This is a genomic window from Arsenicibacter rosenii, assembly GCF_001870735.1.
Classification (GTDB): domain Bacteria; phylum Bacteroidota; class Bacteroidia; order Cytophagales; family Spirosomataceae; genus Arsenicibacter; species Arsenicibacter rosenii.
On sequence record NZ_MORL01000001.1, the window covers coordinates 894,971 to 914,712 of the forward strand.

Here is a 19,742-nt window from a genome sequence, read left to right on the forward strand (position 1 = left end):
CCGGCAAAAACCTGCTGTTTACCGATTTTCCCGGTATTCCTGCAATGCTTGCGTCCCGTTTTGCGTATTAGGCTTACAAACAACCGCATGTAAACCAAACGCCTTTCTAATCACATGGACCGCAAAGACTTTTTGAAAAAAGGATTTACCGCACTCGGCATCAGCATGGTTATGCCACTGACGGGGTGTAAAAAATCAGAAGTAGACGCCGCCACAACCTCCGGTACAGGCACCGGCACTTCGACCGGTACAACCACCGGTAACTGTACCGTAACCCCTTCAGAAACAGAAGGCCCGTTTCCGACCAAAACCCCGTCCTCACTGGTCCTTACCGATATCCGGTCAGACCGTACAGGGGTGCCGTTTACCATTAAGATTACCATCCAGAACAAAAATGCCGGCTGTGCCGTATTGAAGGGGGCGCTGGTTGACATCTGGCATTGCGACAAGGACGGCTACTATTCTGAGTACGGGGGTACGGGCATGCAGTCGGCCAACTTTACCTCGGTGCACTTCCTGCGTGGCCGCCAGACAACGGATGCCAGCGGGCTGGTGAGTTTCACCTCGATTTTTCCCGGCTGGTATTCCGGCCGTGCTCCGCACATTCACGTACACATCTACGACTCAACCGGCAAATCACTGCTGGTTACCCAGATTGCGTTCCCGAAAGACGTTTGTGATACCGTTTATACAACCGCCACCACGTTTTATACCCGCGGCAAGCAGGATACCACCAACGAACGGGACAATGTGTTCAGTGATGGGTTCACGACGGAGCTGGCCACGGTAACCGGTAGTGTTTCGGCAGGCTACGTGCTTACGCATACCATTGTGGTCAGTGCCTAAACCCGCTTCAAGATGTTAACCGACGTACAAGGACAACTTTATCTGGCCGATCAGCGGGGTGTTGCAGAAACCGACGGTTTCCGGAGTTTCCATACATTTAACTTCGGCCCCTATCAGACCGAGGGCCGGACACCTTTCGGGAGGCTATGTGTCGTCAATGACGATACACTGGCTGCCGGCCGTCAGCTTACAAGGCAGATCGACGAAGCCATGCACGTCCTGATTTTGCCGCTGGTGGGGGGCATTGAAGTGAACAGTACCGTCGCCGGCACCTCGTATGCCTCGGCCGGCGAAGCCCTTGTTTTATCAATGCCGGCCAACGCATCCTATTCGGTTCTGAATCCATATGATACCGAGCTGATTAATTACCTGCAGATTTGGGTCAGGGCAAAACCCGCAGACTCGTTTACGGCCGGCGTCACCATTACGGCGTTTGATCTGGCTCAGCCCAATCAGCTGTTACCGGCCGGCAGTACAGCCATCAACGTGACGATTGGTCAATATGGGGGTCGTGAAGAAGATCGTATGAAGGTATCAGATCCGGAAACCGGACTTTTTGCCTTTGTTGTAGAAGGCGCTTTTGAAGTACAGAACCGCCTCCTGCATGCCCGCGACAGCATTGCCTTATGGGATATTGATACAGTTGATTTTGAGGCACTCTCCAACAACGCCCTTATTCTTTTTGTAGACCCGGCATAAGTCAGACCCCGTCACCGGCACCAAACATCCCGCTCTTAACCCAATTATCCGTTGCTTTACTTAACCGCCCTGATCTGATTCCGGATCGGGGCTTTTTTTCGTTCAGTAACGTTAGTGATGCTCCGCGAGTTTTGACGCTCCGGGAAGTTTATGAATGAACTATTTTGTAATTTTGACTCTTTATAAATAGTAATTTTCTTATTCTCCATGATCGAAAGACCCCTTACAGACTGGTTGCCTCTCACGATGAAAGAAGTCGAAAAACGAGGCTGGGACGAAGTGGATATTGTGTTGGTGTCCGGGGACGCTTATGTTGACCACCCGGCCTTTGGCACTGCCGTGATCGGCCGGATCATGGAGAGCGAAGGCTTCCGCGTGGCCATTATTGCGCAGCCAAACTGGCAGGATGACCTGCGCGACTTCAAAAAATTTGGTCGTCCGAAGTATTTCTTTGGTGTTACGGCCGGTTGTATGGATTCGATGGTGAATCACTACACCGCCAACAAACGCCGCCGCTCAAACGACTCCTATACGCCGGGTGGCGAAGCCGGTTTCCGGCCTGATTACGCCACCATCGTGTACACCAAAATACTGAAAGAACTGTATCCGGATGTACCGGTGTTGCTGGGCGGTATTGAGGCATCCCTGCGCCGGGTTACTCACTATGATTACTGGCAGGACCGGCTGATGCCCTCGATTCTGGTTGATTCGGGTGCGGATATGCTCGTCTACGGCATGGGCGAGCAACCCCTGCGTGAGATCCTGAAACTGGTCCGTAAAGGGGTTCCGTTCGGGTCAATGCGCAACATCAATCAGGTGGCCTTTGTTCATGAAGGGCCATCCGAACTGCGCGACTATAATAACTGGAATACGGTTGAACTCGCCAGCCACGAAGACTGTCTGAACGATAAAATCAAGTATGCGGCTAACTTCAAAATCGTTGAAGTTGAGTCGAATAAATGGCAGGCAAACCGCATCATTCAGCGGGTTGGGGAGCAGGTGCTGGTGATTAATCCGCCGTTTAAGACGATGGATGAAACCGAAATCGACAAGTCGTTTGATATGCCGTATACGCGTATGCCACACCCGAAATACAAAAAGCGGGGTGCTATTCCGGCCTATGAGATGATCAAGTTTTCGCTGAACATGCATCGTGGCTGTTTCGGCGGTTGCAGTTTCTGTACCATCTCGGCACACCAGGGCAAATTCATTGCTTCACGAAGCGAAGAATCGATCCTGAAGGAGGTAGACGAAATCACCAAACACCCTGAGTTTAAAGGCTATATTTCCGATCTGGGCGGTCCGTCGGCGAATATGTACAAAATGAAGGGTAAGGACGAGTCGATTTGTGCCCGTTGCCAGAGCCCGAGCTGCATTCACCCGGTTATCTGCTCGAACCTCGACACCTCACACAAGCCGCTGACTCAGCTATACCGCAAGGTCGATGCTAACCCGGCGATCAAAAAAGCGTTTGTCGGCTCCGGCGTCCGGTATGATTTGCTGGTCGATGATTTTAACAAAAACAACGAAGACGGCAACCATGACGAGTACATGGAGCAGCTCATTACCCGCCACGTATCCGGCCGGTTGAAAGTAGCCCCTGAACACACCTCTGACGACACGCTCCGGATTATGCGCAAGCCGTCGTTTAAGTATTTCAAGCTCTTCAAAAAGAAATACGATAAGATTTCGGACAAGCATAACCTGAAACAACCGCTGATTCCGTACTTCATCTCGTCGCACCCCGGCTGTGAAGAGCAGGACATGGCGAACCTGGCCGCCGAAACGAAAGACATGGGCTTTCAGCTGGAACAGGTGCAGGACTTTACGCCGACCCCGATGACCGTTGCAGAAGTGATTTACTACTCCGGTGTCCATCCGTATACGCTCAAGCCGGTCAAAACGGCCAAAACCCGCGATGAGAAGCAGGCCCAGAACCGGTATTTCTTCTGGTACAAGCCGGAATTTAAAGACTGGATCCGCAACCGGCTGAACAAGCTCAATCGCCCCGACCTTGCCGACCAGCTCCTCGGTGCGCCAAAGCAGGGCGGTGGCCAGGCCCCTAAACCGAAATACCGCAGGCCGTTTGCCGGTAAGAAAAAGAAATAAGCAGGTTAACTGCGAGATGTAGCGGTGGCAAGGCTGAGACCCTTGCCACCGCTTTTTTTACAACCCTACCGGCACCGGAATCACCGTTGTGTCCCAGCCGATATACATCGTCGCATTCTTTGCGTCTTTCTTCGCAAACTGAATCGAGAAATTCTCCAGCGGGGTTTCGGTTTTCTGTACCGGCACCGTTATCCGCGCCACATCCAGTGCCTGATTGTAGCTGTAAGCTCCCCATTGATCCACGTCTGAGCTGAGGATAATAGTCCACTCGCTTTCGCCGGGAATGGCCAGCAATGCATAACTGCCTGCCGGAATTTTCTTGTCGCCAAGTGTTACATCCTGATAAAATTTGATTTCCGGAGCTTCATTGGCTCCCATTCGCCAGACTTTGCCGTAGGGTACCAGTTTACCCATCACGTCACGGCCGTTTTTGGCAGGACGGCTGTAGGTTACGCGTACCATCGCCTTATCAGTCCCGATTTTAGCGGGGGCAAATTTCCGGTCGTGGGCATAGTCATCCGGATAATAAGCCATGTCCATCGGCGTCTTGTCGATGCCTCTGAACGTTTGTGCCATTGTTGCAGGCAAGGCTCCCATAAAAAGCCCGAGGGCAAGGAGAATCTGTTTCATGTCAGTCAGGATTAATCAGTTCCGGAGCAATATACACAACTTCCGGTTGTCCGCAGAGGCCGTATCCGTTCCCATACAGATCAGTAGTTCGCTACCGGCAACCGGTTTTAGGGGAAAACCGCTTACGATGCAAAACGAATTATTGATGGACATGGTGGCCCAGAACCGGATGACCTGTGCGGTCGCCTTCTCCCGGATTACACCGGAAAGCCTCTCCTGCCGGCTGAATGACCAGACTGCTTCTGTTGGTTTCATCTACCGCCATATCGGCGAAACGATGCTGCTGTTCGGCTACTTTTTCGGCCTTCCTGCGGCCGATGTGCAGAACACGACCATGGGACAGCCGGATACCGGACAAGGACAGGATCTGGCAACCAGTCATATATTGGTTGAACGAGGGTTTTCCATGCTGGAACAGCTGGTCAATGAGACCCCCGAACAAGCCTGGCTCGATCCGATAGATACCCCATTTTTCGGCAAGGTATCGAAGGGGCGGCTTTTCGCGCATGTGCTGTTCCATAATGCCAATCATGCCGGACAAATCAGCCTGACACTGGCACGCGGTCAGTAACCTGCCAGGCGGGTAAATTGCCATCAGCATACCGTAAAGGCAGTATTTAGGCCAGCCTACGCTCTTTAGTGGGTAAACCCAACAACAACCTATTCCTCGCTTTTCTAATCCGGAAACGATGATTCAGATTAATGACCACCTTACACCCGCCGACCTTTCTTCGAAATTAACCCGGTTCTGGGAGCTTTCGGCCAAAAAAATCCGCCTCATTGACGCGGAATACGATACGACCAAAGGCTCCCCCGTGTTCACGGCTGCCGGTAAATACACCACCCGTGGCTGGACGGAGTGGACACAGGGCTTTCAGTACGGATCCTCTATTCTACAGTTCGATGCCACCGGCGACAGCTATTTTCTGGATGAGGGCCGCCGCCAGACGGTGCAGGCCATGGCGCCGCACGTCAGCCATATTGGTGTACACGACCATGGTTTCAACAACGTTAGTACGTATGGCAACCTGCTCCGGCTCATGCGCGAAGGCCGCATTCCGCAGCAGGACTGGGAGCAGCATTTCTATGAACTGGCACTGAAAATTTCCGGAGCCGTGCAGGCGAGCCGCTGGACCACCATCAAAAACGGTGGTTTCATTCACTCCTTCAACGGCCCGCATTCGCTCTTTGTGGATACCATCCGGTCGTGCCGCGCCCTGGTGGTAAGTCACAGTCTCGGGCATGTGTTTCAGGCCGAAAACGACATCCGGATCAACCTCCTTGACCGGGCGTTACAACACATTAAAGCCACCGCCGACTATTCCGTGTTTTATGGCGAAGGCCGCGACAGCTACGATGTGTGGGGCCGGACAGCCCACGAAAGTGTCTTCAATACAAAAGACGGTAATTTCCGCTGCCCGAATTCCCAGCAAGGCTATACCGGCTTTTCGACCTGGACCCGCGGCCTGGCCTGGGCCATGTGCGGGTTCCCCGAGCAGCTCGAATACCTGAACACCCTGCCCGACACTGAGCTTGAACCATTTGGCGGCCGGGAAGCGGTTGAAGCCTGGATGCTGAAAGCCGCAACAGCTACCTGCGATTTTTACATCGAATATACCCCAACCGACGGTGTCCCGTACTGGGATACCGGCGCCCCTTTCCTGCACCTGCTCGGCGATTACCTCGACCGCCCTGCCGATCCGTTTAATGCCTTTGAACCCGTCGACAGTTCGGCGGCGGCCATCGGAGCACAGGGGCTCTTGCGGCTTGGCAACTACCTCACGGCCAAAGGCGACCACGAAGCAGGCCAACGGTACACCAGGGCCGGTCTGACCGTGCTGAACACCTTACTCGACGAGCCGTATCTGAGCACCGATCCGGCCCACCAGGGGCTCTTGCTGCACTCGATTTACCATCGCCCGAATGGCTGGGATTATATACCGGCCGGCAGCCCGATTCCGTATGGGGAGTCGAGCATGTGGGGTGACTACCACCTGCGCGAACTGGCGCTTTATGTACAGCGACTCGCTGACCCAACCCAACCGTACTATACGTTTTTTAACTGCTTGCCACGATGAGCGAAAAATACAAACCCCGCTTTCCGCGCATGGCGCAATTGAAAACGGCCGGCGATCTGCGCAACTACCTGCAAACAAACCAGATAGACCTGCCGTTTGACGATACATTATTCCCCCCGGCCGAGAGCCCGTTCCGGAAACCGATTCAGCTCAAGTCAGGCAAAACCATTGGCAACAGCCTGTGTATTCTGCCCATGGAAGGCTGGGACGGTACGCCCGACGGCCGGCCGACCGATTTTACCCGCAACCGCTGGCGGAAATTTGCCGTCAGCGGCGCTAAACTGCTATTCGGCTGCGAGGCGGTTGCCGTATGCCATTCAGGCAAAGCCAATCCGAATCAGCTGGTTCTGAACAAGGACACCTACGACGAGTTTGTCGCTCTCCGGCAACTGCTGCTGACCGAACATGCCGCCCGATTCGAAACAACAGATGATTTGCTGATTGGCCTGCAGCTGACCCATTCGGGCCGTTTCTGCAAGCCACACAGTCATAAACAGTTTGAGCCGAAGATCCTGTACAGTCACCCGTTTCTGAACAGCAAATTCGGGATGGCACAGGACTACCCGACCCTGACCGACGAAGCCATTGACGGCATCATTCAGCAGTATATCGAGGCCGCCGTACTGGCTCAGCAGGCGGGGTACGATTTTGTGGATGTCAAGCATTGCCACGGGTATCTGGGCCATGAATTTCTGAGCGCCGTTGACCGCGAAGGCCGCTACGGCGGGTCGTTTGAAAACCGTACCCGTTACCTCCGCAGCATTGTGGCGGGCATCCGCGAAGCTGCACCCGGCCTTGGTATCGGGGTACGGCTCAGTGCCTTTGACTTTTTACCGTTCAAAAAAGGAACCGACGGTCAGGGCATTCCGGAGCCTGCCGGAACGTATCCGTATGCGTTTGGCGGCCAGGAAAACGGCCTGGGCCTCGACCTGACCGAAACCAAAGCATTCCTTTCTTTGCTACAGTCGCTGGACATTGAACTGGTTTGTATCACAGGTGGCAGTCCTTATTATAACCCGCACCTGATGCGGCCGGCCCTGTTTCCGCCTTCCGACGGTTACCTGCCACCGGAAGACCCGCTTATTGGGGTCAAACGCCAGATCGACGTTACCCACGCGCTCAAGCAGGCATTCCCTGACCTGATCATCATTGGCTCCGGATACTCGTATCTTCAGGAGTGGTTGCCGAATGTGGCGCAGTATGTGCTCAGTCACGGCATGGCCGACAGCATCGGTTTCGGGCGGATGGTGCTCTCCTACCCGACTATGCCTGCGGATATGACCGAAGGTAAAACCCTGACCCGTAATCTGATTTGCCGGACGTTTTCAGACTGTACTACCGCCCCGCGCAACGGGATTATTTCGGGTTGTTATCCGCTCGATCCGTTATATAAGAAAAGCCCTGAGGCAGAGCAATTAAAAGAGGTGAAAGACAGCCTGTAACCGCATGAAACCGATAGCTTTAGTAACAGGAGGTACCCGCGGAATCGGTCTGGGCATTGCACGCCACCTTGCCAGGGCCGGTTTTGATCTGGCCATCAACGGGGTCAGACCCGAAGAGGCCGTGCAGGAGCCTCTCGCCGAACTCCGTGCCCTCGGGGCCGACGTTGTCTATTGCCGGGGCGACATTGCATCGGCCGACGCACGTGCCGGCATCCTGGCGACGATCAATGACCATTTCGGTCGCCTGAACGTGCTGGTTAATAATGCCGGTGTTGCCCCGAAAGAACGCCGCGACATGCTGGAGGCGACCGAAGAAAGCTTTGCCTACGTAGTAACAACCAACCTGCAGGGGCCTTATTTTCTGACCCAGGCCGCAGCAAACTGGCTGATTGCCCAGAAACAGGCTAATCCATCCTTTTGGGGGTGTATTATCAACGTTTCTTCGGTTTCAGCAACGGTAGCCTCGGTCAACCGCGGGGAATATTGTGTGGCCAAAGCCGGTATCAGCATGGCAACACAGCTTTTTGCCGTCCGGCTCGGGGAGTTCGACATTCCGGTCTATGAAGTGCGGCCGGGCATTATCCGGACCGATATGACAGCCGGTGTCACGGCTAAATACGACAAGCTGATTGAAGACGGGCTCTGCCTGCAAAAGCGGTGGGGACTGCCGGATGACGTGGGCAGGGCCGTAGCCGCGCTGGCAAAGGGCGATTTCCCCTACTCAACCGGCCAGGTCATCATGGTCGACGGCGGGCTGACCACGTCACGGTTATAATTTTAACAAATCAGGTTACAAATACACGTTAGTTCCTGATTATCTTTTGCTTTTGATTACGTGACAATTTATTCCTAAACCTTAATTCACGTATGAAGAGTACCCTTGAATCGCGCCGTGACTTCCTCAAAACGGCGGCCACGGGTTCCCTGGCTGTTATGGGAATGCCGACGATTATTCCGTCCCATGCCTTCGGGGCCAACGACCGCATCCGGGTCGCCGTTATTGGTGTCAATGGCCGCGGGAAAGACCATATTTCCGGTTTTTCACGGCTCAAAGATGTCGAAGTCGTTACCCTGTGCGATGTCGATAAGGTGGTTGCCGCCGAACGCGCTGCCGACTTTGAAAAAACGTATAACCGCAAAGTGCATACCGAGCAAGACCTGCGCCGCGTGTACGAAGACAAAAACATAGATGCGGTCAGCATTGCCACACCTAACCACTGGCATGCGCTGGCGGCGATCTGGGCGTGTCAGGCCGGTAAGGATGTGTATGTCGAAAAGCCGGGGGCACATAACCTCTACGAAGGCCGGAAGCTGGTCGAAGCAGCGGCGAAATACAACCGCATTGTGCAGCATGGCGTCCAGCTCCGTAGTTCGGTAGCCATTCAGGAAGCCATCAAACACCTGCGCGATGGGCTGATCGGTAAAGTCTACATGGCCCGCGGCCTGGTGTTCAAATGGCGTCCCGACATCGGCAATCAGGGCACCTCACCCGTTCCGGAAGGCCTCAACTGGGATATGTGGCAGGGCCCGGCGCAGACCAAAGCGTTCAGCAAAAACTATGTTCACTACAACTGGCACTGGTTCTGGGACTACGGCAACGGCGACATCGGCAACCAGGGCATCCACGAAACCGATCTGTGTATGTGGGGCTTAGACGTCGGCCTGCCGGAAGAAATCAGTTCATCGGGGGGGAAATTTCTGTGGAACGACTGCAAGGAAACCCCGGAGACGCTGACTTCGGTCTACAAATACCCGAAAGAAGGCAAGGTCATTCAGTTTGAGGTGCGGCCATGGATGACCAACAAGGAAGATGGCGTTGAAATCGGTAACCTTTTCTACGGCGACAAAGGCTACATGGTCGTCAATGGCTACAATGAATACAAAACCTACCTTGGCAAAGAGCGTACGCCGGGCCCGGCCAACAAGGCGGGTGGTGATCATTACCTGAACTTTATCGAAGCCGTCCGGGCCCGCGATAAATCAAAGCTGAACGGACCGGTCGAAACCGCTCACCTGGCCTCGGGGATCGCCCACCTGGGCAACATTTCGTATCGCCTCGGCCGGACGCTGAAGTTTGACCCGAAAAAAGAACAGTTCATCGGAGATGCCGAAGCCAACGGCATGCTTACCCGCAAATACAGGGCACCTTATCTGGTACCGCAACAAGTTTAGTCCATTCATCTGATCGTGGTGGCCCCGCCTGCCGGTCGTCCGGACATGACCAGCGGTTGTGCCACCACTTTTTTCTGACAACCCAACCTATTAACCCGTATCCTTTCATGGTTCAGGAACCCGTTCTTCCCCAAAAAACCACCAGTCAGCTCCTCAGCCTGCCGGTGTTGGTTGCCGCCCTTGGCTACCTCGTCGACATGTACGATCTTTTTCTGTTCAGTGTTGTCCGGGTGCCCAGCCTGAAAGACCTGGGCGTCGGCGCAGACCGGCTTTTGCCCGAAGGTATTTATTTGCTCAACATGCAGATGGCCGGTTTGTTGGTGGGTGGCATTTTCTGGGGTGTACTGGGCGACAAGCGCGGCCGGCTTTCTGTCCTGTTCGGCTCCATTCTGATTTACTCCCTGGCCAATATCGGCAACGGTCTGGTCACGTCTCTGTCCCAATATGCCGTTCTCCGGTTTATCGCCGGTGTAGGTCTTGCCGGTGAACTGGGGGCAGGCATTACGCTCGTAACCGAAGTGCTGCCCCGCCAGATTCGTGGTTACGGGACCACAATCGTAGCGACAATGGGCGTTCTGGGCGCGATTCTGGCTTATTTTGTCGCGGATCTGTTTGCCTGGCGCAATTCATATTTCGTCGGCGGCGGCATGGGCCTGCTGTTGCTTGTCATGCGCGTAAACATTCTGGAATCAGCGATCTTCGAAGTGGTTAAAGACCGGCAGGTGAAGCGCGGCGATCTGATGATGCTGTTTTTCAGTAAGCCCCGCCTGCTGAAATACCTGCAATGCATCCTGGTCGGGCTGCCGATCTGGTTTGTGGTCGGTATTCTGATTACGTTTTCCCCCGAATTCGGGCAGGCCATGGGGTTAACGGAACCGGTTGTTGCGGGGAAGGCCGTGATGATTGCCTTTCTCGGACAGGTTGGCGGCGATGTGGCCAGCGGGCTGCTCAGTCAGTTTCTGAAAAGCCGTAAAAAGGTCATTACCGGCTTCATTCTGCTGTCTTTTGGCTTTGTGCTGGTATATTTACTAATGCCGGTCAACGACCTTAACACCTTCTACATTATCTGCTTTCTGCTCGGATTGGCCAACGGTTACTGGGCCCTTTTCGTCACCATAGCAGCCGAGCTGTTCGGCACCAACCTCCGCGCCACCGTTGCAACGACAGTTCCGAATTTTGTCCGTGGGGCCGTTATCCCGCTGACTACCTTATTTGTCTGGGGCAAAGGGCAGATTGGCGTTTTGGGCAGCGCGTTGGGTGTAGGGTTCCTGACGGTGTGTCTGGCGTTAATCGCCCTTTACTTCATGGAAGAAACCTTTACCAAGGAGTTGAATTATGTAGAAGAGTAGGCGGATAAGCGTAGTGGCACGACCGGAACAGGGCCAACAGCCGGTCATGCCACCGCTATTTTTCAGGTTACAGCTCCCTCGCCAGTAGATGCGGGCGCTCGGCCGAAACTTTCAGGATCAGCTCACCAAACAGGGTATTTGCCCAGGCAAACCACTTCCGGGTAAATTTCGACGGGTCATCCTGATTAAACGACTCGTGCATAAAGCCGGTCCCGGCATGTGTTTTCTTCAGCATCCGCAGTTGAGCGACAATTTCCTGATCGTCGGTCGAGGTCAGGGCCCGCATAATCAGACTCATCGGCCAGATGTTTTCTACCAGTGTATGCGGGCTGCCGATACCCTGTGCCGCTTTGCCGGTAAAGAAATACGGGTTGTAGTTACTCAGGACAAACCGGCGGGTATTCCGGTAAATGGTATCGTTGGTTGTACAGGCTCCCAGATATGGTAACGACAGCAGATTTGGCACATTGGCATCATCCTGTAGCAGTCTGTTGCCGAACCCATCAACTTCGAGGGCATACAGATTACCGAAAACCGGATGGTTGTAAACTGCATATTCTTTCAGGGCTTTCTCGACCTCGTCCGCTAAGGCACGGCAGTCATAGGCAAGCGGAATATCCGGATGCAACACTTCCATCATAGCTGCCAGTTGCCGCATCGACACCACCGCAAACCAGTTGGAAGGTACGTAGAAGGGGAATACCGTCGCATCATCGGATGGTCTGAAAATACTGTGAATCAAACCAATCGGGCGTGTCGGATTGCCGTATCCGTTGCCGGGAACGGTATCGGTTGACCAGGCGGTCTCCCGTCCGAAACGGTAAGGTCCCTGGCCTTGCTTCCGTTGTTGTTCACGGCATGTTCTCAGCACCAGCTGCATGGCTTTTGCCCAATCCCGGCCAAACGGTGATGTATCGCCGGTGGTTTTCCAGTAGTGGTAAGACAACCGGATCGGGTAACACAGCGAATCGAGCTCCCATTTGCGCTCATGCAGTCCCGGCTTCATCGCTGTAATGTCTTTTTTCCACTCGCCTTCCCGGAACGGATCCGGATAAAACGCATTGGCATACGGGTCAAGGAGGATGCATTGCGCCTGCTGCCGGATTACCCCGGCAATGAGTTTTCTCAGCGACTCATCCTGTCGGGTCAGTGGCAGATAGGGCCAAACCTGTGCCGTACTGTCGCGCAGCCACATGGCATCGATATCGCCGGTAATTACGAACGTATTAGGCCTGCCATGATTTTCGGAATACTGCACTGTGGTATCCAGCGTATTGGGAAAGCAGTTTTCAAACAGCCATGCCAGTTCAGGATCTCTGACGGTTCTTTTTACATTGGCTATGGTTTCCTCAACCGCTCTACTGGTAAATTTTCGTTCAAAAGCAGGTATTCTGACTACAGGAAACGAAGTATCGTTCACCGAAGCCAGCCCCGGGCCACCGGCCATTACAGCCATACCCGCTACTGCCGATTGTTTGACAAAATTACGACGATTCATAAAAGTAGATTGTTACGCTCTATAAGGCTATCGAACAGGCTATTCCGTGGCTGGTATACGCCCGCCCCTCTGCTCCATAGCATGTTGTTTTCCGGGAATACGCAAAAAAACGGCTTTTTCACAACTAATGCGACCGGATTACCGCCAAGGTTCGGTTTCCGGACCGAAATGCCTACCTTTAACCAATTTTTATCTACTAATTCTGACACGTTGAAAACGCTTTACCTGTCGCTGCTAACCCTGCTGACCCCATCTGTTCTGATTGCCCAACACCTGCCCGACTGGCACGGCCGTAAGTGTGCCGTTGCGCTTACCTATGATGACGCCCTGCAGGTACATCTTGATAAAGCCATTCCGGCCCTCGATGCGGTCGGACTCAAGGGCACCTTTTACCTTGCCGGCAACTTCCCGGGCCTGAAAGCCCGCATCGCCGACTGGAAGCGGGCCGCCGCCAACGGGCATGAGCTGGGCAATCATACGTTGTTTCATCCGTGTGCCGGTGGTCCGGGCCGCGAGTGGGTCAAACCAGCGCATGATCTCAACACCTATACCATGGCCCGGATTCTGGACGAAATCCGCATGACCAATACCCTGCTGGAGGTAATGGATGCCCAAAAGGAACGGACGTTTGCCTTCCCCTGCGGCGACCGGATGGTGGAAGGCAAAAACTATTACGAACCGGTAAAACAGGATTTTGTCGCCGCCCGTGGTGTGGTCAGCCGCATGCAGAAAGCCGAAAATATTGACCTGACCAATGTGGATGCCTATGTCATCAATGGCCAGACCGGCGAGCAGATGATCGAACTCGTTAAACAGGCCATCGCCACCAATTCGGTCCTTGTCTTTCTGTTTCATGGTGTAGGGGGTGAACATAACCTGAACGTCGATGAGGCCGAGCACAAAAAGCTGATACAGTTCCTGAAACAACAGGATAAAGAGGTCTGGACCGCTTCTTTCCTTGACGTAGCCAAGTCGGTCAAAGCCTTCCGGCAAGCCCGTCAGGCGCCGCAAAAATGATATTTTATTAACTCAAAACCAGCTTACCGGCATTTAACAACCTATTTATTTCAATTTGTTAATGCAGAGCGTTACCTGGTAACTCACCCTCCGTCTGAATGACGTTTGTAGCCCAACCGGCTTTTGCTTCCGGTCTACAGGCATTCAGACAGAGGGTGTTTTTATTGGCATCATTCTTTCTGCACTTCGTAGCTGAAAACCCATTTTTTAGCCCCTGACAGTCAGTCATACACGGAAACAGAACGTACCATTATGTATCTTGCTACTTCAACACAAAACGCATTATTTCCAGGATTTAACCTGAAACCACTCAGTGATGAAGAACTGGTACAACACTATCTGTTGTCCCAGGACGACCGGTTCTTCGACGTGTTGTATACGCGGCATTGCGATAACGTTTATGGAAAATGTCTTTCCTTTCTGAAAGATCCGGAGCTGGCGTCTGATTTCACGCATGACATTTTCTTTAAAGCGCTCACCCGTATCTCAACATTTAAGGAACAGGCCCGTTTTTCCACCTGGCTATACGGCATGACCTATAATTATTGTCTGGATCAGGTACGATTCCGGAAGAAAGAACAGCATTTTTTCCCGACAGCCGATGAATTGCCGGGTAAAGATGAACTAGAGGATGACTTTTCGGATATGACGGTGGCAGACTTGCAGAAAGCGATGAAAAAAATGAATCCGGAAGAACAAAGCGTACTGATGATGCGCTTTCAGGATGAGTTTTCGTTCCGTGAAATAGGCCACATTCTAAAAACAAGTGAGGGGTCGGCAGCGCTGCGGGTAGCACAGGCCCGAAAAAAACTTAGAAAATATTATCTGGAAACGTTAGCTTTGGTACTTATGATACTATCCCGTTTTGCCGCTAAACTACCGTTCCGGTTTTTTTAAACGTTTATGAGTCGTATTGAAAAACCCTTTAAAGTCATTGAAGCCGAAGCAAAAGCTCCCGCTTTTATTCAGAAATCACTACAACAAGATATACAAGACATCCGGAATGTGCTGAGTGTGCTACACACGTTTAGTGCCGGCTTCCCTGAAGTAATGAATCAGCTTCTTACTCCCGGCAGCAAACCAGGGACGAGTAAAACACAATAAAACCTGTCTCTTCACAATACACCCGGCTTCCTTCTGCCCGTAGACCGGGATTGTGGAGGTTAAATCTCTTGTACTATGCAATCCTCTCCTGATATTTATGGTATTATGATGAACACCGTGATGAGTTTCGTCAATTCGGTGTTCAGTTTTTTTCCACGACTGATCGGTTCTGCCGTGGTATTGATTCTGGGATTCGGGCTTGCGCGGTTATTCAGCCGGCTGGCACTGCGGGTGCTTTCCCGGATCGGTCTCGACAAGCTCGGCGAGCGGCTCAACGAAGTCCAGTTTATCCGGCAGCTACAAACCGAAATCAAGCTTTCGGAGGTCATCTCTAAAATTATCTATTACTTCGTTCTGCTGATTTTTATCACAGCATCGACCGAAACGCTCGGTGTCGAAGCCATCAGCAAAATGATTCAGTCACTGGTAGCATTCATCCCACGGCTGATCGCAGCCGCGATTATGCTGCAAATTGGTATCATGGTGGCCGACGCGCTGAAAAAAGCCGTCACGACCCTGGCCGCGTCCTTTAACATCCCTTCCGCGCGGAACCTCGGTACGGTTGTCTTTGCTTTTGTACTGCTGGTTGTCATCATTTCGGCCTTATCGCAGGCTGGTATCAATACGACCCTGCTTGAATCCAGCTTTAACCTCCTGATTGGCGGAGCTATTTTTGCCTTTGCTCTCGGATACGGCCTTTCGTCCAAAGAAATCATGGTCAACACCTTATCGTCGATCTATAGCCGGTCGCAGTTTGAGATCGGCCAGCGTATCCGCATCGACGATATTGAGGGAACCATTACCAGCATTAATCAGTCAACGATTCTGCTGCAAACCGGCAAAGACATCACCCGGATTCCAATGTCGACCCTGCAAAATAAAATCGTTGTTTACCTGGGAGCTGCCGAACCGGAAGAACAGGAAGCCCCTCAGCCGCATTTCCAGCCGGATGGCATAGATTCTCACCCCTGATTAACGGCTACAATCTGTTACCCCCTAACGACAACGTCCCGGCCAGCCTGGCCGGGACGTTATTTTTTACAGCATACAGGCGGCTTATACCGAAACGGCTTTGCCGTCTGTCACCGCGTGGCCTTTGCCCTGTTCAAATGACAGGTCGATACGCCCCAGATAGATACCGGCAAAACCAACCTGATTGATCAGGGTTGGTTTGCTATCGAGGTTATTTACGGCCACCGGCGCGTCCAGAAACGTATGGGTGTGTCCGCCGATGATCAGGTCAATATGCCGGGTTCTGGCCGCCAGCACATGATCCGAAACCATGGCGTCATTATACTTATAGCCGAGGTGCGACAGGCAAATAACATAGTCACACTTTTTGTCTTTCTTCAGTTCTCCGGCCGTCTGACTGGCAATTTCCAGCGGATCGAGGTACTTCATCTCCCCGTACAGGTTTTTCGGGATCAGGCCGTCCGGCTGTATTCCCAGGCCAAACACACCCACCTTAACGCCATCAGCAGTAAAGATTCGGTGCGGTTGGGTCTGTCCCTCCATCGGCGTGTTTCTGAAGTCGTAATTGGCAATCAGGAACGGAAATGTAGCCTTACCAAACTGGGTTTTCATGTTGTCGATGCCACCGTCGAAGTCGTGGTTGCCGATGGTACCGGCATCGTAGCCCAACTGATTCATGGCCAGAATTTCGGGCTCACCTTTGTAGAGGTTAAAGTACGGTGTCCCCTGAAAAATATCGCCGGCATCAAAGAGCAACACGTTTTTCTGCTCTTTCCGGATTTGCTGCACCAGCGTAGCCCGGCGGGCAACGCCTCCTTTACCGGCGTTCCGGCTACCGTCCATCGGAAAAGGATCCAGGCGACTGTGGACATCGTTGGTATGCAGAATGGTCAGGGTAGTGGCTTTTTTAGCGGCGGCGAGCAGGGTGTCGGGCGTCAGACTGCCGATTACCGCCGCCGATCCCATCAGTTTTAAAAATGATCGTCTATTGGATTGTAATGCGTCCATCGGGTTGCGGGTTTAACGGTTGACCTGATTTTCCTTGTTGCCGGATGGCTTCAATAAAGGCGTCACGGATGAGGTAGTTCACATTGTCGCGTGCAACGGCGTTGCTCAGAAACGACGCATCGCTCCCCCCGTTGGCCACGTAATCGCTCATGGCAATGGTGTAAGTCTGGTTCGGGTCGAATGTCCGGCCGTTGTTAAACGTAACCGACTGCACCGTTTTATCCTTCATTGTGACACGGATTCCGCCAACAACCAGGGCATCATCGTGTTGGGCGAAGTGGTCCAGAAACTGCATCAGCATGCTGCCTTTGACTGTAACAACCACCAGCAGGTTATCGAAAGGCATTACCTCATACACGTTCCCCACCGTAATATTCCCTTTCGGAAGGCCTGACCGAACCCCCGAAAAATTCAGGTGCGATACGTCGATCGGCTTGTTATATTTTTGCTGCGCACGTTCCAGCAACATGTCTGTCAGCATGTCCGTAAATCCGCCTTCCGGCTTTTTCTTGTCGAGCGGGGCCGGCGTTACCGTCAGCACCTCATTCATGCTCTGATCCATCTTTTGCTTATAGGGACGAAGCAAAGCCGCCGTACCGCTGTCAGTCGCGGCTTTTTCATCGATTGTCAGCCGTTTGTAGTGCTGGCCGGTAAACTGGTAGGGTCGGTGACAACCCACGAACAGTCCCAGCATCAGCAACAAGGCTCCGGTAGTTTGTTGTATGCGCATACGAGTTGTTTGGAGTTCAAATTTACAGAAAATACCACATCCCGGCCGGTTTCGGCGCTCTGTAGTAACAATTTGGCCGTGATCTATTAACTTGAGCCCGCATTACGCTTCTCTAGCCTACATGAACCGCTATCTTTTATCAGCCCTCGCGGCACTTACTCTCGGGGCGGCACATGCCCAGACCATCCGGTACGATCTGACTTTTCCGAACGCCGTACACCACGAAGCCGACATTTCGCTGTCGGTGGCGCAACTGCCCAAACAACCGGCCACGTTCCGGATGAGCCGGTCATCGCCGGGACGGTATGCTACCCACGAGTTCGGCAAAAACATCTACAACGTCAAGGCCTTCGACCAGAACAACCAGCCGTTGCCCATCAACCGCATCGACGGCGATGTGTATGAAGTACCGAAGCACAACGGGTTTGTACGGGTCAGCTATACACTTTATGGCAACCACCCCGACGGCACCTACATGGGGATTGATCCGCAGAGTATTCACCTGAATATGCCGGCTACGTTTCTGTGGTTAAAAGGGTATGACAGTAAGCCGGTTACCGTCCACTTCAGTCTGCCCGACGGGAATGCCGGCAAAGTTGCCACGCAGCTCGTCGGCACGAATGACCCTTACACCTTTACTGCACCGAATCTGCAGTATTTTATGGATTCGCCGACGAAAATCGGCGATCTGATCATCAAGGAGTGGAAACGGACGAATGCGGATGGCAAACCGGTTACGTTCCGGCTGGCCCTCGAAGCAGCCGTTACCGACTCAGTCGCAACAGCCTATGCCGGCAAAATTGCCAGTATCGTCGATGAGGCCGGCGCTGTTTACGGCGAGTTCCCGGCGTATGATTATGGCACCTATACCTTCATTGCCAGCCTGAATCCCTATGTCAAAGGCGATGGCATGGAACACCGCAACTCTACCATGATTTCGTCGGGTATTACCAATTTTAACGGCCAGAGCCGGACACTGGGCGTGTTTGCCCACGAGTTTTTCCACTGCTGGAATGTGGAACGCATCCGGCCGAAAACGCTGGAGCCGTTTAATTTCGAAAAAAGCAACATGAGTAACGAGTTGTGGTTTGCCGAGGGCTTTACGCAGTATTACGGTGAGTTGCTGATGGCCCGCGCCGGCTTCGTTACCCCTGAAGAATATGCCGGTACGATTTCGGGGCTGGTGTTCACCAAAACCCAGACGCCAGGCGCCACGCAGTATACCCCCATTGACGCCAGCCGCCATGCCGTGTTCGTCGATGCCGGTGTCTCGATTGACCGGAACAACTACGTCAACATGTTTACCTCGTACTATACCTACGGGGCGGCCGTTGCCCTCGCGCTTGATCTCGACCTGCGCCAGCGGTTCGGCAAAACGCTGGACAACTACATGCAGGCGGTCTGGAAGCGGTTCGGCAAACCCGAAGTGCCTTACACCGTCGACGGTTTGCAGGAAGTACTGGCGACGGTTACTAACCAGGACTATGCGGCTGCTTTTTTCGGTAAATACATCAACGGGCATGCCCCGATTGAGTACGCGCCGCTGCTGAAACCGGTCGGTTATACCGTTAAACCGGCGGCTCCCGGCAAGGCCTGGATCGGCAATCTGCGGTTTACAGACACCGATAAAGGGCTGATTATTCCGGCGAACACCGTAAAGAACACGCCGGTGTATAAAGCCGGACTGGATGTCGACGATGTGATTGTGAGTGTTAATAACCAGCCCATTAAGACAACGGATGCCCTCCGGAGCCTGTTGAGTGAGCAAAAGCCGGGCGATAAACTGACGGTGCAGTACCAGCACCGTGGCCAGACGCGGACCACGACGATACTGACCGAAGAAAACCCGAATCAGGAAGTGATAGTGTCTGAAAAGGCAGGCAGCACCCCGTCAGAGGCCGACGTTTCGGCGCGGACAAAATGGGTAGGCCCGCAGGCAAAGCACTAAAGCTATACCAGAAGCCGACCTGAGGCTCCTATTGATTTACCACATAGGCACATAGGGCACATAAGAACTAAACAATCTTTGTTTTACTATGTGGCTATGTGGTTTGTAGCCATTTAAAGAAGCCGCTTGAGGTAATCTAA

At 53.1% G+C, this 19,742-nt stretch carries 18 protein-coding genes; 14 read left to right on the top strand and 4 right to left on the bottom strand.

The features are described from left to right. The first annotated feature begins 114 nt into the window (after positions 1-114). The 3 genes from BLX24_RS03435 to BLX24_RS03445 all read left to right on the top strand — a co-directional run bounded on the left by BLX24_RS03435 (position 115) and on the right by BLX24_RS03445 (position 3,654). Positions 115-846 (top strand): dioxygenase family protein, encoded by a 732-nt coding sequence (locus tag BLX24_RS03435; protein WP_071501630.1) that lies wholly within the window; start codon positions 115-117, stop codon positions 844-846. A gap of 12 nt (positions 847-858) precedes the next feature. Further along, positions 859-1,545 (top strand): pirin family protein, encoded by a 687-nt coding sequence (locus BLX24_RS03440; RefSeq protein ID WP_071501631.1) that lies wholly within the window; start codon positions 859-861, stop codon positions 1,543-1,545. A gap of 207 nt (positions 1,546-1,752) precedes the next feature. Continuing rightward, positions 1,753-3,654, top strand: coding sequence for a YgiQ family radical SAM protein (locus BLX24_RS03445; protein WP_071501632.1), 1,902 nt, complete (start codon positions 1,753-1,755; stop codon positions 3,652-3,654). A 57-nt stretch (positions 3,655-3,711) separates the two neighbouring features. On the opposite strand, the gene BLX24_RS03450 is transcribed toward BLX24_RS03445, so the two are convergent. Next, a complete protein-coding gene (locus tag BLX24_RS03450) occupies positions 3,712-4,284 on the bottom strand; it encodes a DUF2911 domain-containing protein (RefSeq protein WP_071501633.1) in 573 nt (190 codons plus the stop codon). 127 nt (positions 4,285-4,411) lie between these two features. On the opposite strand from BLX24_RS03450, the gene BLX24_RS03455 reads away from it, so the two are divergent. The 6 genes from BLX24_RS03455 to BLX24_RS03480 all read left to right on the top strand — a co-directional run bounded on the left by BLX24_RS03455 (position 4,412) and on the right by BLX24_RS03480 (position 11,325). Next, complete coding sequence (locus BLX24_RS03455; RefSeq protein ID WP_071501634.1) at positions 4,412-4,855, top strand: DinB family protein; 444 nt, start codon at positions 4,412-4,414, stop codon at positions 4,853-4,855. A 118-nt stretch (positions 4,856-4,973) separates the two neighbouring features. Then, on the top strand, positions 4,974-6,362 hold the full coding sequence (locus tag BLX24_RS03460) for a glycoside hydrolase family 88 protein (RefSeq protein ID WP_071501635.1): 1,389 nt from the start codon (positions 4,974-4,976) through the stop codon (positions 6,360-6,362). Beyond that, complete coding sequence (locus BLX24_RS03465; protein ID WP_071501636.1) at positions 6,359-7,804, top strand: oxidoreductase; 1,446 nt, start codon at positions 6,359-6,361, stop codon at positions 7,802-7,804. Before BLX24_RS03460 ends, BLX24_RS03465 begins: the two co-directional genes overlap by 4 nt. A 4-nt stretch (positions 7,805-7,808) precedes the next feature. Continuing rightward, the gene (locus BLX24_RS03470; protein WP_071501637.1) at positions 7,809-8,579 is read left to right on the top strand and encodes a 3-ketoacyl-ACP reductase; all 771 of its coding nucleotides are present in this window, start codon (positions 7,809-7,811) and stop codon (positions 8,577-8,579) included. A gap of 92 nt (positions 8,580-8,671) precedes the next feature. Continuing rightward, positions 8,672-9,976 carry a Gfo/Idh/MocA family oxidoreductase gene (locus BLX24_RS03475; protein WP_071501638.1) on the top strand — a complete coding sequence of 435 codons (1,305 nt, stop codon included), beginning with the start codon at positions 8,672-8,674 and terminating at the stop codon, positions 9,974-9,976. 107 nt (positions 9,977-10,083) lie between these two features. After that, the gene (locus BLX24_RS03480) at positions 10,084-11,325 is read left to right on the top strand and encodes an MFS transporter (RefSeq protein ID WP_071501639.1); all 1,242 of its coding nucleotides are present in this window, start codon (positions 10,084-10,086) and stop codon (positions 11,323-11,325) included. Between the two features lie 67 nt (positions 11,326-11,392). Here the strand turns inward: BLX24_RS03480 and BLX24_RS03485 are convergent, their stop codons facing one another. Continuing rightward, positions 11,393-12,823 (bottom strand): glycoside hydrolase family 125 protein, encoded by a 1,431-nt coding sequence (locus tag BLX24_RS03485; protein ID WP_071501640.1) that lies wholly within the window; start codon positions 12,821-12,823, stop codon positions 11,393-11,395. Between the two features lie 210 nt (positions 12,824-13,033). On the opposite strand from BLX24_RS03485, the gene BLX24_RS03490 reads away from it, so the two are divergent. The 4 genes from BLX24_RS03490 (at position 13,034) to BLX24_RS03505 (ending at position 15,916) form a co-directional block, all read left to right on the top strand. Next, positions 13,034-13,840: a polysaccharide deacetylase family protein gene (locus BLX24_RS03490; RefSeq protein WP_229201684.1), complete on the top strand. Its 807-nt coding sequence runs from the start codon at positions 13,034-13,036 to the stop codon at positions 13,838-13,840. Positions 13,841-14,092: 252 nt separating this feature from the next. Continuing rightward, on the top strand, positions 14,093-14,737 hold the full coding sequence (locus BLX24_RS03495; protein ID WP_083421764.1) for an RNA polymerase sigma factor: 645 nt from the start codon (positions 14,093-14,095) through the stop codon (positions 14,735-14,737). Between the two features lie 6 nt (positions 14,738-14,743). Further along, positions 14,744-14,944, top strand: a complete 201-nt coding sequence (locus BLX24_RS03500) for a hypothetical protein (protein WP_071501641.1) — start codon at positions 14,744-14,746, stop codon at positions 14,942-14,944. A gap of 75 nt (positions 14,945-15,019) precedes the next feature. Then, positions 15,020-15,916 carry a mechanosensitive ion channel family protein gene (locus tag BLX24_RS03505; protein ID WP_071501642.1) on the top strand — a complete coding sequence of 299 codons (897 nt, stop codon included), beginning with the start codon at positions 15,020-15,022 and terminating at the stop codon, positions 15,914-15,916. Between the two features lie 84 nt (positions 15,917-16,000). On the opposite strand, the gene BLX24_RS03510 is transcribed toward BLX24_RS03505, so the two are convergent. Beyond that, complete coding sequence (locus tag BLX24_RS03510; RefSeq protein WP_071501643.1) at positions 16,001-16,924, bottom strand: bifunctional metallophosphatase/5'-nucleotidase; 924 nt, start codon at positions 16,922-16,924, stop codon at positions 16,001-16,003. Continuing rightward, positions 16,902-17,654, bottom strand: a complete 753-nt coding sequence (locus BLX24_RS03515; RefSeq protein ID WP_083421765.1) for a 5'-nucleotidase C-terminal domain-containing protein — start codon at positions 17,652-17,654, stop codon at positions 16,902-16,904. The genes BLX24_RS03510 and BLX24_RS03515 overlap by 23 nt, the downstream gene beginning before the upstream one ends. 121 nt (positions 17,655-17,775) lie before the next feature. On the opposite strand from BLX24_RS03515, the gene BLX24_RS03520 reads away from it, so the two are divergent. Beyond that, on the top strand, positions 17,776-19,602 hold the full coding sequence (locus BLX24_RS03520; protein ID WP_071501645.1) for a M61 family metallopeptidase: 1,827 nt from the start codon (positions 17,776-17,778) through the stop codon (positions 19,600-19,602). Positions 19,603-19,742: the final 140 nt, after the last annotated feature.

What these genes read in the sequence shown, in the direction of transcription:
- BLX24_RS03435 (WP_071501630.1), top strand. Translation starts at nt 115, where the DNA reads ATGGACCGCAAAGACTTTTTGAAAAAAGGATTTACCGCACTCGGCATC.
- BLX24_RS03440 (WP_071501631.1), top strand. Translation starts at nt 859, where the DNA reads ATGTTAACCGACGTACAAGGACAACTTTATCTGGCCGATCAGCGGGGT.
- BLX24_RS03445 (WP_071501632.1), top strand. Translation starts at nt 1,753, where the DNA reads ATGATCGAAAGACCCCTTACAGACTGGTTGCCTCTCACGATGAAAGAA.
- BLX24_RS03450 (WP_071501633.1), bottom strand. Translation starts at nt 4,284, where the DNA reads ATGAAACAGATTCTCCTTGCCCTCGGGCTTTTTATGGGAGCCTTGCCT.
- BLX24_RS03455 (WP_071501634.1), top strand. Translation starts at nt 4,412, where the DNA reads ATGCAAAACGAATTATTGATGGACATGGTGGCCCAGAACCGGATGACC.
- BLX24_RS03460 (WP_071501635.1), top strand. Translation starts at nt 4,974, where the DNA reads ATGATTCAGATTAATGACCACCTTACACCCGCCGACCTTTCTTCGAAA.
- BLX24_RS03465 (WP_071501636.1), top strand. Translation starts at nt 6,359, where the DNA reads ATGAGCGAAAAATACAAACCCCGCTTTCCGCGCATGGCGCAATTGAAA.
- BLX24_RS03470 (WP_071501637.1), top strand. Translation starts at nt 7,809, where the DNA reads ATGAAACCGATAGCTTTAGTAACAGGAGGTACCCGCGGAATCGGTCTG.
- BLX24_RS03475 (WP_071501638.1), top strand. Translation starts at nt 8,672, where the DNA reads ATGAAGAGTACCCTTGAATCGCGCCGTGACTTCCTCAAAACGGCGGCC.
- BLX24_RS03480 (WP_071501639.1), top strand. Translation starts at nt 10,084, where the DNA reads ATGGTTCAGGAACCCGTTCTTCCCCAAAAAACCACCAGTCAGCTCCTC.
- BLX24_RS03485 (WP_071501640.1), bottom strand. Translation starts at nt 12,823, where the DNA reads ATGAATCGTCGTAATTTTGTCAAACAATCGGCAGTAGCGGGTATGGCT.
- BLX24_RS03495 (WP_083421764.1), top strand. Translation starts at nt 14,093, where the DNA reads ATGTATCTTGCTACTTCAACACAAAACGCATTATTTCCAGGATTTAAC.
- BLX24_RS03500 (WP_071501641.1), top strand. Translation starts at nt 14,744, where the DNA reads ATGAGTCGTATTGAAAAACCCTTTAAAGTCATTGAAGCCGAAGCAAAA.
- BLX24_RS03505 (WP_071501642.1), top strand. Translation starts at nt 15,020, where the DNA reads ATGCAATCCTCTCCTGATATTTATGGTATTATGATGAACACCGTGATG.
- BLX24_RS03510 (WP_071501643.1), bottom strand. Translation starts at nt 16,924, where the DNA reads ATGGACGCATTACAATCCAATAGACGATCATTTTTAAAACTGATGGGA.
- BLX24_RS03515 (WP_083421765.1), bottom strand. Translation starts at nt 17,654, where the DNA reads ATGCGCATACAACAAACTACCGGAGCCTTGTTGCTGATGCTGGGACTG.
- BLX24_RS03520 (WP_071501645.1), top strand. Translation starts at nt 17,776, where the DNA reads ATGAACCGCTATCTTTTATCAGCCCTCGCGGCACTTACTCTCGGGGCG.